Source organism: Pseudomonas sp. BS3782 TE3695 (assembly GCF_050435305.1).
In the GTDB taxonomy this organism is placed as follows: Bacteria; Pseudomonadota; Gammaproteobacteria; order Pseudomonadales; family Pseudomonadaceae; genus Aquipseudomonas.
This window is the reverse complement of the sequence record NZ_JBNDKB010000001.1, coordinates 1,809,311-1,822,334: the sequence shown is the minus strand read 5'-3', so window position 1 is coordinate 1,822,334 and position 13,024 is coordinate 1,809,311. Positions and strand designations below refer to the sequence as shown.

Annotated in this window: 9 protein-coding genes, 1 tRNA gene and 2 pseudogenes; 7 read left to right on the top strand and 5 right to left on the bottom strand. The window is 57.0% G+C overall.

The genetic code is table 11. The features are described 5' to 3' along the window. Positions 1-9: 9 nt before the first annotated feature. Positions 10-1,353, bottom strand: a complete 1,344-nt coding sequence (locus ABH909_RS08295; RefSeq protein ID WP_429432069.1) for a SidA/IucD/PvdA family monooxygenase — start codon at positions 1,351-1,353, stop codon at positions 10-12. 130 nt (positions 1,354-1,483) lie between these two features. After that, on the bottom strand, positions 1,484-2,107 hold the full coding sequence (locus tag ABH909_RS08290) for a glutathione S-transferase family protein (RefSeq protein ID WP_429432066.1): 624 nt from the start codon (positions 2,105-2,107) through the stop codon (positions 1,484-1,486). A gap of 83 nt (positions 2,108-2,190) precedes the next feature. On the opposite strand from ABH909_RS08290, the gene ABH909_RS08285 reads away from it, so the two are divergent. Then, complete coding sequence (locus ABH909_RS08285; protein WP_429432063.1) at positions 2,191-3,036, top strand: helix-turn-helix domain-containing protein; 846 nt, start codon at positions 2,191-2,193, stop codon at positions 3,034-3,036. A gap of 582 nt (positions 3,037-3,618) precedes the next feature. Then, positions 3,619-4,632: a 1-aminocyclopropane-1-carboxylate deaminase gene (locus tag ABH909_RS08280; RefSeq protein WP_429432060.1), complete on the top strand. Its 1,014-nt coding sequence runs from the start codon at positions 3,619-3,621 to the stop codon at positions 4,630-4,632. A gap of 379 nt (positions 4,633-5,011) precedes the next feature. Here the strand turns inward: ABH909_RS08280 and ABH909_RS08275 are convergent, their stop codons facing one another. After that, entirely contained in the window at positions 5,012-6,229 is a 1,218-nt protein-coding gene (locus ABH909_RS08275) for an MFS transporter (protein ID WP_429432057.1), read from the bottom strand. 322 nt (positions 6,230-6,551) lie between these two features. On the opposite strand from ABH909_RS08275, the gene ABH909_RS08270 reads away from it, so the two are divergent. From ABH909_RS08270 to ABH909_RS08250, 5 genes and pseudogenes are all read left to right on the top strand, one after another. Further along, positions 6,552-8,609 (top strand): methyl-accepting chemotaxis protein, encoded by a 2,058-nt coding sequence (locus ABH909_RS08270; RefSeq protein WP_429432054.1) that lies wholly within the window; start codon positions 6,552-6,554, stop codon positions 8,607-8,609. 116 nt (positions 8,610-8,725) lie between these two features. Continuing rightward, positions 8,726-8,802, top strand: a tRNA-Met gene (locus ABH909_RS08265). A 150-nt stretch (positions 8,803-8,952) separates the two neighbouring features. After that, on the top strand, positions 8,953-10,797 hold the full coding sequence (gene ggt, locus ABH909_RS08260; RefSeq protein ID WP_429432051.1) for a gamma-glutamyltransferase: 1,845 nt from the start codon (positions 8,953-8,955) through the stop codon (positions 10,795-10,797). A gap of 38 nt (positions 10,798-10,835) precedes the next feature. Continuing rightward, a pseudogene (locus ABH909_RS08255) lies at positions 10,836-11,093 on the top strand (type II toxin-antitoxin system HigB family toxin); the annotation flags it as partial. Positions 11,094-11,096: 3 nt separating this feature from the next. Continuing rightward, positions 11,097-11,468, top strand: a complete 372-nt coding sequence (locus tag ABH909_RS08250; RefSeq protein ID WP_429432048.1) for a helix-turn-helix domain-containing protein — start codon at positions 11,097-11,099, stop codon at positions 11,466-11,468. A 35-nt stretch (positions 11,469-11,503) separates the two neighbouring features. On the opposite strand, the pseudogene ABH909_RS08245 reads toward ABH909_RS08250, so the two are convergent. After that, positions 11,504-11,650: pseudogene (locus tag ABH909_RS08245) on the bottom strand (chemotaxis protein); the annotation flags it as partial. 17 nt (positions 11,651-11,667) lie between these two features. Continuing rightward, positions 11,668-12,981 carry an MFS transporter gene (locus ABH909_RS08240; RefSeq protein WP_429432045.1) on the bottom strand — a complete coding sequence of 438 codons (1,314 nt, stop codon included), beginning with the start codon at positions 12,979-12,981 and terminating at the stop codon, positions 11,668-11,670. Between the last annotated feature and the right edge of the window lie 43 nt (positions 12,982-13,024).

The following is a 13,024-nucleotide window of genomic DNA, read 5'->3' as shown; positions in this document are numbered from 1 at the left end:
AATCGCGACTCAGGCTATTTTTTCTGCACGCTCTTCCAGCCCCAGTTGCTCGCTCAACGAACTGAAAATATCTCGGGCACGTAAAGACAACAGGCTGAAGGAGCCTGCATCGCCGTAGCCGTGGGACGACTCGCACAAGCCATTGAGGTAAAGCGCTGGCAAGCTGCAACCCTTGCGCGCAGACAGGCGATAATCGCGACCGATGCGAATCACGCCCTGGGCATCACAGTCCAGGCTTTCGGCAAGGTCTTGCAGAATGATTGGGAAACGCTCGTCCTGTGCGCCCGTGCCCAGGTTGCGGAACCCCGTGGCTAGCACGACAGCGTCGAGGTCAGACAGTTGTTCGGCGGTTTGGCCTTGAGTGTCGAGTACCGTCAACGAGTAGCCCTGCGCCGTGGGTGCGCAATGCTGGACTTCGCTGAAGTTCTTGATCGTAATCCTGTTTTTACCCTGCAACTTGTCTTCATACATCCCCACATACAACTCTGCGATCACGTCGGCGTCGGCAGCGGAATAGTTGGTGTAATGCAGGTGGCGGTTGATGTTCTTTTTCGCCTCGGCGGAGCTGTTGTAGTACTCGTCGACAAAGGACGGAAAGTACACGTGCTCGCTGAACTGGCTGGTGTCCTTGAGGCGGAAACCATAGCCGCGCTGCACGTTGATGATTTCCAGTTGCGGGTAGCTATGGCGCAGGTGCAGCATGATCTCGATCGCACTCTGGCTGCCGCCGACCACCGCGACCCGTTTCAGCTCGCGCTGTTGGGCCAGTTGTGCCAAACGCCCGAGGTACTGAGTCAGATGGAAAACCTGATCCGGGGCGCAGTCTGCGAACACTTGGGGGATCACCGGCGTACGACCCGGTGCGAGCACCAGCGAACGGGCAAAAAACTGATTTCCGGCCTGAGTGGTCACGCAATACAGGTTGCTTACAGGGTCCACCTGAATGGTCGTCACGGTCTGGTTGTAAGCCACGTCCTTGGCAAAGAACCCCGCAACCCAGCGCACGTACTCCGCGAATTCGCTGCGCAGGGGAAATTCCAGACCTAGGTTTAGGTGCTCAAAAAGCCGATCATTTTCGAACAGGAAATTGGTGAAGGTGTAGCGACTACGAGGGTTGCGCGGGGTCACCAGGTCGCGGCTCGGATGATTCTGAATATCGCTGCCCGCCAGCATCATCTCCGGTTGCCATTTCGTACTGGAATGGCGCTCAAGAAATAGTCGCGTCCCGGCAAACGCCAACTCTTCCAAAGCAATGGCCAATGCGATATTAGCCGGCCCAAAACCTATTCCGATTACATCATAGACTTGTCCGTCACGTCCCGAATCCCTGGCATTAACTTTATGAACGCTCATAACTTCTCCCCTCCCTGCAACAAATATCAGACTCGACAAAGCAGAAAATCCCCAAAGGTCTTTTCTGCCACGAGTCAAAAAAAACAACTAATTTTTAATTGGCTTTAATAGTTAGCAGCAACACAACTCTTTAAACTTCTTGCGAGGCCAACTTCAACCATTGTTGTACCGGTGCATAAGCCAGAATGTTGTCAACATAGCCCTGCAGTTGTGCAGGGATGGCAATACCATAACGACGGAAGCGGAACACCACCGGAACAAACATCGCATCAACAATGCCGAAGTCACCGCAGAGGAATTGTGTTGAACCACTCACCTCACGGAGTTGGTTCCAGATAGCGAATACCCGCATGATTTCCTCTCGGGTCTCGGCGGTTAGGTTTTCTGGGATGTCACCGGTGTTCAGGCCAAACGACATCTGCGTGCGCAGGTGGGTGAAACCGGAGTGCATCTCTGCCGCAGCAGCTCGTGCCAGGGCCTTGACCAATGAATCTTGGGGCCAAAGGTTGGCGGCCGGATATGTGCCGGCAATGTATTCGCTGATGGCCAGGCTGTCGTTGATGACAACATCATCAAGCAGCAGCGCCGGTACCTTGCCGGAAGGCGAGTGCTCCAGAATGCGCTGGCGGGTGTCGCTTTGTTCCAGTTTGATCTGAAGGGTTTCAAATGCAACATCCGCTGTCACAAGAACCAGCCACGCACGAAATGACCATGAAGACTTATTAAAATCCCCAACTACCAGTTTTGTAGACATCGCATCCCCTAGCTTGTGTTATGAAATAGGTGCTAAATTTAGCGACCTTTTTTTCATACGTATTGCACAAAACTGGACAATTCATGGACGAGAATCGCCGAAACAAAGCCCCTCAAAAAGACAAGGACTTTGTTCAATTCTGGCGTATACCCGAAGGCGACTGTGAGTTGTTATCTGCGCGTTACAGCACTCAATCTTTCGGCCGACATTCACATGACCGGTACGCTATCGGCGTTATAAGTAGCGGTGTTGAAAAGCTTTTTTATCGCGGCAGTTACTACATGGGGGTCGCTGGCAGTGTGGTCACCATTACCCCCGGGGAGATCCACGACGGCTTACCAGGCCATGATGAAGGCTGGATGTATCGAATGCTCTATATCGACCCCGAATGGGTCAATCGGATGGTGTTTCAAGGGCGTTTTTCAGACGATCATATTCATCTTTTTCAAACAGCTCTTAGCCAGGCTCCCGACTTCGCCCGGACCTTTTTGCATCAACATCAAATCATTGAAAAATCCCCCTCCAGCCTTGAACGGGAAACTATCCTGCTGGATCTGGTGACGCAGCTCTTCGAGCGCAGCGGAGCGCCCATCGAACCAGTCAGTGCGGCTGAGCAGCACGCAGTGCAAAAGATCAAGAGGAAGCTCGAAGACGAGTTCGACAAACATCTGTCTCTGGAAGAACTGGCGCAACTGGTGAACCTTGACCCTCTTTACCTGATCCGGGTGTTCAAAAAAAGCGTTGGCGTCTCCCCCCACAGCTATCAAATCCAGAAAAGAATCGCCCAGGTCCAAAAACTGCTGCGCACCGGGTCCAGTCTCGCAGAAGCGTCATTCACTTGCGGCTTCTTCGACCAAAGCCACATGACCCGAGCCTTCAAAAAAGTAGTCGGCATCACACCCGGCAGTTTCCGCAACAGCAGTGCCTGAGCCTGTAAGTAACCCCATAGCCTGACTCGTTTGAGTCAGCCCTGAAAGGCCTTGCAGTATCTGCGTGAAGTCCCTTAGGGCCTTCAATGTGCGTGGTGTTACACGCCCTGCATCGGCCACCACCCACGCCTCCAATCCACCGCCTTCAAGCCTGTGCACCGCCAGTTCGCCACTATGCTCCAGCACAATCGCCCGCGCAGTTGATAGGGCTCTTTTTCAACTTCGTCCAGACTGTTGAAGATACGTGGTAGGTGTCCTCCCATAGGCCGCACAACGTACCGAGAGCAACGCAGCTACCGTGAAAGTAAAGTCATACACAGCATCCAAACCGGGCGCAAAACCGAGTATGAAGCATGTTGAACCTTACTGAAATATAACTTTATAAGGCCTATACCCCATGACTTCTGGTTTAACGTGTAACAGGAACCGTGGATTTACACGGACCTCGATAGACTGGAAATCCCCGTAATCACTCGCTGATACGGGGATTTTGCTTTTTGGGATCGCGGTGCCTAACACGCAACTCCCTCACAGGTGCTCTGCTAGACTAAAAACGGTTCATTCCTGATCTGGAGAACCGTCATGTTGGAAAAATTTGAACGCTATCCACTCATGTTTGGCCCAACGCCGATCGAGAAACTGAATCGTCTGTCGGCATGTCTTGGTGGCAACATCGAGCTCTATGCCAAACGAGAGGATTGCAACTCCGGACTTGCGTTTGGCGGCAACAAGATCCGCAAGCTGGAATACATCATTCCCGATGCCATTGCCTCGCAGGCAGATACGCTGGTTTCCATCGGTGGCGTCCAGTCAAACCACACGCGCCAGGTCGCGGCTGTCGCAGCCAAACTCGGTATGAAGTGCCGTCTCGTTCAAGAAAGCTGGGTTCCATTCCCGGATGCGGTCTACGACCGGGTTGGGAATATTCTAATGAGCCGAGTGCTGGGGGCGGAAATTGAATTCGTCGACGAAGGTTTCGATATCGGTATTCGCGAGAGCTGGGAGCGGGCGCTAGAAGACGTCAAGGCGAAAGGAGGCAAACCGTATGCAATTCCTGCCGGCGCGTCCATGCACAAATATGGAGGTCTGGGCTATGTCGGCTTCGCCGAAGAAGTACGCGAGCAAGAAGCCAGCATGGGAATCAAATTTGATTACATCATCGTCTGCACGGTGACTGGCTCCACCCATGCGGGCATGCTGGTGGGGTTCGCCAAGGATGGTCGTGCTCGCAATGTGATTGGTATCGACGCCTCTGCCACGCCTGAGCAAACCAAAACACAAGTATTGGCAATCGCTCAGCATACGGCGCAGCTTATTGGGCTTGGCCAGGAAATCACCGCTGACGATGTAGTCCTTAAAGAAGAATATGCTTATCCGGCCTATGGCATTCCATCAGAAGAAACCAATGCAGCTATCCGTTTGTGCGCTCGCATGGAAGGCATGATGACGGATCCGGTCTATGAGGGAAAATCCATGCAGGGCCTCATTGATCTCGTCCGCCAGGGGTTTTTCCCGGAGGGGTCGAAGGTGCTTTATGCACATCTCGGTGGTGTACCGGCGATTAACGCGTATAGCTACATCTATCGAAACGGCTGAATTTTTAGAGGGTCCTGAAACAGGTGTAAACCTCATTCGGGACACGACATCTTTTTTCGTGGATAAAACCAGCACAACAAAGGCTACGGCGGCTCCTTTATCAGGAACCGCCATCGCTATTTTCACACTTGGTACTTACTCCGATTGAAGAACATCGAAGACCCCGCCCCCACTAGCGCGATTGCAAAGATCCCTACATCGATGCTGCCAATGTAGGGCGGCAACACAAAAATCATAAATTGATTCCTTTCAAACTCCACTGCTCGCATCCTTATCGAGTCCAGAAAGGCGCGAAGTTCCATCAGGATAGTGATTTGCGCAAACGGCAATCACGGTTGCAGGCATGCTTTAGCACTACAAGTCTCTATACCGGTACGGGTCAGACTTTTTGGGTTCTCGGCAAAAAGATCGCCAACCCCCCTAACAACGGCAAGAACGAACACAGGAAGTACACGTACTCAATGCCGTGAATATCCGCCAGATACCCGAGTAGCGCCGCACCAATCCCGCCAAAGCCAAACATCAGTCCGAAGAACACTCCTGCAATCATCCCGACGTTACCCGGCACCAGTTCCTGGGCATATACCACGATCGCCGAGAACGCCGAGGCGAGGATGAAACCGATCACCACGCTGAGGATGCTGGTCCAGAACAGGTCCACATGGGGCAGCAGCAGCGTGAACGGTGCGACGCCAAGGATCGAGAACCAGATCACCGCCTTGCGCCCGATCTTGTCGCCGATCGGCCCGCCGAAGAAGGTCCCCGCCGCTACCGCCCCGAGAAACAGAAACAGGTGCAACTGTGAGCTGGCCACCGACAAGTCGAATTTTTCAATCAAGTAGAAGGTGAAGTAACTGGTAAGGCTGGTCATATAGAAATACTTGGAAAAAACCAGAAGCCCGAGCACTACCAGTGCGCTGATCACCCGTCGTTTCGACAAGCCGTGAGTCGCGGCCTGACCTTGTTTGAGCTTGAACAGATTCAGGTGGTTGGCGTACCAGCGACTGATCCGATACAGCACGAACAGCGCAAACAATGCGAACAATCCGAACCAGGCCACATGACCCTGACCGTAGGGAATGATGATTGCCGCCGCCAGCAACGGCCCGAAGGCCGAGCCCGCATTACCGCCGACCTGAAACGTCGACTGCGCCAAGCCGAAACGCCCACCCGATGCCAATCGCGCCACCCGAGAAGCTTCCGGGTGAAAGGTCGATGAACCGACACCGATCAACCCCGCCGCCAGCAGAATCATCGGAAAACTTCCGACCACGGACATCATCAGAATGCCGATCAATGTGCACACGGTACCGGCCGGCAACAGCCAGGGTTTGGGATGACGATCCGTGTGGTAACCGACCCATGGCTGCAACAGCGACGCCGTCAGTTGAAAAGTCAGGGTGATCAGGCCGATCTGAGTGAAGGTCAGGCCATAGCTGGCCTTGAGCATCGGATAGATCGACGGCAATACCGCCTGAATCAGGTCGTTGATCAAATGCGCCAGCGCCACCGCGCCGATGATGCGCATGACCAACGGACTGCTTTGTGAAGTGGCGGGCGCCGACGTCGCGGCGGACTGAACGTTGCTAATGGCCATGAGAGTTTCCGTACTGCGGATGGGTGCGCACTGGCAGGTCAGTCAATGTGCCATTTTTTAGTGCGGTTGCGCCATCCCCTTAGCCTGCTAACGACCTTAATAAAAGGTGATAGCGCAACGCCATGGTCTGAATCTTGCCTTGCTTGTCCACTTCAACGCGGCCCCTTACAAAGGGGACCGAGAATGGGAAGTTTCGCTACAGAGTCGGCCTACAGAGCGGACCAAGGGTGAACTTTCGAGGCCTTTTAGAAAGGCACCAGTCGCGGTCGCAACGACCTCGACGCACGCCAATGGTGCGTGGTGTCCAGAGGAGTCATGGGGCATGCAGGCTTTTTTATCACCGGGGATCGGGCTGCTGGGGCGATTCGGTTTCGCGCGTAAATTTCAGCTGCTGTTTCTGCTATTTATCCTGCCACTTGCGGGCAGCCTGTGGATGATCGGTCAGGACTATCGTGACAAGTTGAGCCTGATCTCCGGCGAACGCGCCGGGGTTCATCAATTGCTCGCCCTCGATGCGCTCGACAACCTGCTCGCCGCCCAGCGTGACCGTGCCGCTCGTTGGCGCGCCACCGAAACCAATCGCCAACCGACACCCGCAACCATCGCGGCCATGGCAGCGTTCGACGCGGTTCAGCCAGCCGTTGCCCAAGCCATCATGGACCTGGGCAATGCCTTGAAAACCGAAGGCGCCGGGGATCAAACCCTCACCCGCTATCAGGCTCTGCAAACCGCCCTCACCGGCCTGGATTCGAAAAGCCTGAGCAGTGTCGGTTGGTGGCCAGACGGTTATGATCGCTTCACCCATGCCTTGGGTGCTCTGCAAGCCTTGCGCGAACAAATCGCCATGGACACTCGCTTGACCCTCGCACCGTGGCTGGAAACCTGGCTGCTGACGCAGATTTCCACGCAACACGCACCGGACCTGATCGAACGGGTCGGTCGTCTCGCCGCAGTCGGTCAAGCCTCAGTGGTGTCCGGGCAGTTCACTCTGCAAAGCCGCCTGCAACTGCGGGACTTGCGCAGTCGCATCGGCGATGCCCGGGAGCAACTTGTTAAAACCGCTGGCCTGCTGGAAACACGCCTGCCCAGCGCCCTGCAAACCTGGGCTGGGCAATACCACGACAGCCTCAAACACCTGGACGCCGGTTTGAAAGTGCTGGATGAGGGCGTCTTCGGCGGCAGCATCAACCTCAAGCCGGAAGACTTTGAACGCAGTCTCGACGCGCTCCTTGGCGACCTCGCCAAGTTGCGCCAGCAATCGTTGGTTTCCCTGGATCAACGGCTGGATCATTACCACGGCTCGGCCATCCGCCAGTTCATTCTGGTGGCAATAATTTTTGGCTGCTTGCTACTGGCCGCGCTGTACCTGTTTATCTGCTTACAGGCCTCGATCCGTCATAGCGCCAGCGGCATCACGCTCCTGGCCGAATCTTTGCGTGACGGCAACCTGAGCTTGCAAGTACCGGTGCAGGGCCGCGACGAACTGGCGGCGATCAGCACCGCCTTGAATGTCGCCGTGGTGCAACTGCGCAACAGTCTGTTGGGGGTCGATCACGAAACCCTGCAACTGAGCAACGCGGTGCGCGCGCTCAACGATCACTCCAGCGGCGCTCTGGGCGAAGTCGAGGCTCAGCAGTTGCAGATCAGCCAGATCGCCGCTGCGGCCACGCAATTGGCCGCGACCTCCCAAGGGGTCGCCCAGAGTTGCGAACAGGCCTCAGGCAGCGCTCAGCACACCCAGCGCATCGCCGCCGACAGCAGCCGTGACAGCCAACGCACGACAGCAAGTATTCAGCAGCTCAATCAGCGTTTGAACGACACTGCGGCAGCACTCGGCCGGGTCAGCGAGCAAGGACAGCAAATTCAATTGGTGGTCGATACCATTCGCGGCGTTGCCGAGCAAACCAACCTGCTGGCCCTCAACGCTGCCATCGAGGCCGCGCGGGCGGGCGAACAGGGTCGTGGTTTTGCCGTAGTGGCCGATGAAGTGCGCAGCCTGTCGCAACGCACCCAGTCCTCCACCGCGCAAATCGCCGGCACCGTCGATAGCTTGCGCAGCACCGTCAACGAAGCGGTATGCCTGATGGAAGCTGCTTGCGGCCAGGCACAATCGGATGCGCAAGCCGTCACCGGCCTGGGCGAGCGCCTGGGGGAAATCGCCAGCGCGGTGCAGAGCGTCACCGACACCTTGGCGCAGATCGCCACCGCTGTCGAAGAACAAGCGAGCACCGCCGATGAAGTCAGCGCAAATATCCAGCAAGTCGATCAGGCGGCGGTACGCTTGCTTGATGGTGCACGGGCGGTGAACCTTGCGGCAGACACCTTGAGCCAGGGCAGTAGGGCCTTGAGTGCCAATACCGGCAGATTTCAGCTCAGTTGACGCCCTCCGCTAGCCCGATTTTTCGGGCCTGCGGGATAAGCGGTTGAAAGTGTGGAGAAATATTTTAGATTTACGCTTGACGCATTTCCATTACAGGTGAATAATGCGCGCCACTTGGCTACATAGCTCAGTTGGTTAGAGCATAGCATTCATAATGCTGGGGTCCGGGGTTCAAGTCCCTGTGTAGCCACCAAGTACTAAAAACGGCTTACCGAAAGGTAGGCCGTTTTTTTATGCCTCGAGAAAAGTGGCATCGCTTCAGGACGGTGGACCTGATTTGCGTACCGCTCCCCCGGCCGATAAAGTCCCCCAGACCTTTTATCCCATGGACGGAGTGCCCCGCGTGTTCTCAGCCTTCCACTTGAGTCGCTATCGCCTGTCAGCCTTTTCGCTGATCGCCACCGCTTTAACCCTCGCCGCATGTAATACCCCGCCCTCTTCACCGTCAATCTCGGCCCTGCCGGTCGCGCCGGAAATCGCCTCCGGTTATCGCACCGACCTGCAGACCCGGCATGCCTCGAAACACATGGCCGCAGCCGCCAACCCGCTGGCCGCCGAAGCCGGGCGCAAGATGCTGCGTGAGGGCGGTTCGGCGATTGATGCAGCCATTGCCATGCAAGCGGTGTTGACCCTGGTCGAACCGCAATCATCGGGTATCGGCGGTGGTGCCTTGATTGTGCTGTGGGATGGCAAGGCTGTACGCACCTATGACGGGCGCGAAACCGCTCCGGCCGGCGCCACCGAGAAACTGTTCCTGCAAGTCGACGGCAAACCGATGCCCTTCACCCAGGCACAGATCGGCGGACGCTCGGTGGGGACGCCAGGTGTATTGCGGGCGCTGGAGCTGGCCCATCAAAAGCACGGTCGTCTGCCGTGGGCGAAGTTGTTCGAGCCCGCCATCGAACTGGCGGAACAAGGCTTCGCGATTTCGCCACGCCTGCATCAGCTGATCGCGGCAGACGCGTTCATACAGCGTTCACCAGACATGGCCGCCTACTTTCTGAATGCCGATGGCAGCCCGAAGGCCATCGGTACACCGCTGAAAAACCCGGCACTGGCCGCCGTGTTCAAGCGCATCGCCAAGGAAGGTCCCGATGCCCTGTACAAAGGGCCCATCGCAAACGAGATCATCGCCAAAGTTCAGGGCCACGCCAACCCCGGCAGCCTGTCGCTGAGCGACCTCCAGGGCTACAAGGCCAAGGAACGCGCGCCGTTATGCACCGACTATAAACGCTGGCAGGTTTGCGGCATGCCGCCACCGTCGTCGGGCGGGATCGCCGTGGCGCAAATTCTCGGCACCTTGCAGGCATTGGAATCCCGCGACCCGCGCTTTGCCCTGGCCCCCCTCAAACCGCTCAAGACCCGCAAACCGGCAGGCATCGAACCCGCCCCAGAAGCTGTGCATTTGATCGCCGAAGCCGAACGCCTGGCTTACGCCGACCGAGCGCAGTACGTCGCCGATACCGATTTTGTTCGTGTACCGGTCAAAGGCCTGGTCGACCCGACTTACCTGACCAGCCGCGCCGCCTTGATTGGTGATCGCAGCATGGGCCTGGCCAAGCCCGGCAACCCGCCGGGCATTCAGGTCGCCTATGCACCGGACCGCTCGCCACTGCGCATCTCCACCTCGCAAGTGGTGGCGGTCGATGATGCAGGTGGCGCCGTGTCCATGACCACCACCGTGGAGGCAGCGTTTGGCTCACATCTGATGGTCCAGGGGTTTCTGCTCAATAACCAGATGACCGACTTCTCGTTCATCCCCGAAGAAAACGGGCAAAAAGTTGCCAACCGGGTCGAACCGGGTAAACGCCCGCGCTCGTCCATGGCGCCCACGCTGATCTTCGACCGTCAGAACGGCGAGTTCCTGGCCACTGTCGGCTCCCCCGGCGGCTCGCAGATCATTGAGTACGTGGCCAAATCCACCATCGGCCTGCTCGACTGGAACCTCGACCCGCAAGCGGCCATCAGCCTGCCCAATTTCGGCAGCCGCAACGGCCCGACCGAACTGGAACGGGGGCAGTTCAGCGAAGAGCTGATTCAGGCACTGAAGGACAAAGGACACAACGTGAACGAGATCGACATGACCAGCGGGACTCAGGCGATTGTTCGGGTCAAGGATGCGCAAGGGAAAGCGGCGTTGGCCGGCGGGGCCGATCCGCGACGTGAGGGGGAAGCGTTGGGGGATTGAGTCGTACGCAGAAATAAGAAAAGGCTTACCGGAGGAAACACCCGGACTCAGAACAACCTTTCCTGGCCTGGATTGACGAAGCAAGGAAAGCGGACTGGAGGACGCCTGCTGACATCAAGGCGCATTTTGCCACCGCCAGCATTCTCAAAAGCCGCAGAGTCGTGTTTAACATCAAGGGCAATGACTTTCGGCTAGTCGTCGCGGTGGCCTACCGTTTCGGCGCCGTATACATAAAATTTGTCGGCACCCACAAGCAATACGATGGGATCGACGCTGATACCATCGAAATGGAATAACCCATGAACATTCATCCGATTCACACCGACGCGGACTATCGTGCAGCCCTCAAAAGCGTATCTGCACTATTCAACAATGAGCCTGAGCCGGGCACTCCCGAAGGCGATTACTTCGAGATCATGATTACCCTCATCGAGGCCTATGAATCGAAGCAGTTTCCTGTCGATCTGCCCACCCCGATCGACGCTATCAAATTTCGCATGGAGCAGTCCGGTCTGTCCGCGGCTGATCTGGCACCTGCCATTGGCCGGACAAACCGGGTTTATGAAGTGCTCAACGGTAAGCGTGCGTTGACGCTTCCGATGATCTGGAAGCTTCATGATCTATTTGGGATACCAGCCGAAAGCTTAAGCAAGCCAGTGAAGCAGGCCTGATCTTTTTTAGGGCTACCGACACTGGATTCAGGGCATCAAGTCGATAACTGATTGGCAAACTGCCCAACCGCGTTCACCACTTTCTGCGCCCCGTCCTGGATTTCGACGATCACTGTGCCCGCCTCCGCCGCCAGCGCCAGCGCCAGCCCCTGTTCGGCCTGGAGTTTGCCCTCGGTCAATAGTGGCAACACGAACACCTTTATACTGCGCCGGCCACCGAACAGCGCCCAATTCGCGGTACTCGCGCGCCGAAATACGCTGCACTGCTGATGCCCACCGCCCCCATCACTGCGCAGAAAATCACACAAATCCACGGGCTCCACGGCATCAGACCGATCAACAACAGCGGTGTGACGCTGGCCCAGGCGGCGTAGGCAATGTTGTAGGTAAAGGAAATCCCCGAGACGCGAATCCGCGCCGGAAACAGGCTGACCATCACCGACGGCACCGCACCGACTACCCCGCAAGAGAGGCCTGCCACTGCATAGGCCAGACCGAGCCACTGGCCTTCAATGATCAGGCAGGTGTAGAGCACGCCAATACCCAGAGGTAGCAGCAGGCTATACAGCATCACCGTGCGCCAGGCGCCGATGCGATCGACAAGCAGCCCCGCGAGCACACAGCCGATGTTCAGAAACACGATGCCCAAGGCACTCAGGGCAAAGGTATGACTGGCGGTCATGCCGAAGGTTTTTTGCATCATGGTCGGGGTAATGACCACGAATACCACCACGGCCGAGGTCAGCACGCAGGTGAGGATCATCGCCGGCAGCATCGCCAGGCGGTGCTCCCGCAGGACCGTGCGCAGCGGCAGTTCAACAGTAGCCTCGCGCTGGGCCTGCATCGCCATGAATACCGGAGTTTCACTGAGCCAGCGACGTAGCCAGACACCGATGACGCCAAACACCCCGCCCAACAGAAACGGGTAGCGCCAGGCGTAATCAAGGATTTGCGCCGGGGTGAACGTCTGTGCCAGAAATGTCGCCGTCAGGGCTCCGATCAAGTAGCCGAAGGTCAGCCCCGCCTGTAGGAAACCGAGGGCATAGCCGCGATGCCCGACCGGTGCATGCTCAGCCACGAACACCCAGGCACTCGGCACTTCACCGCCTACCGCCGCGCCTTGCAGGACCCGTAGGCCCAATAGCAACAACGGTGCGAAATAACCGATCTGGGCGTAGGTCGGCATGATCCCGATCAGCAGACACGGCAACGCCATCATCAGAATACTCAGGCTGAAAACCTTCTTGCGTCCCAATTTATCGGCGAAATGTGCCATCAGAATCCCACCCAGAGGCCGCGCCAGGTAGCCGGTAACGAAAATCCCGAAGCTTTGCAGCAGACGCAGCCACTCGGGCATTTCGGGTGGGAAAAACAGTTGGCTGAGGGTCAGCGCGAAAAAAACGAAAATGATGAAATCGTAGATTTCCAGCGCGCCGCCAAGGGCCGCTAGCCCCAGTGTTTTGTAGTCCGAGCGGGTGAAGGGCGCCGGGCGCGCATCTGTGTTGGCAGTCATGGAAATAACTCTGGCAGGCAAAAACCAAGGCGCCCATGGTCTA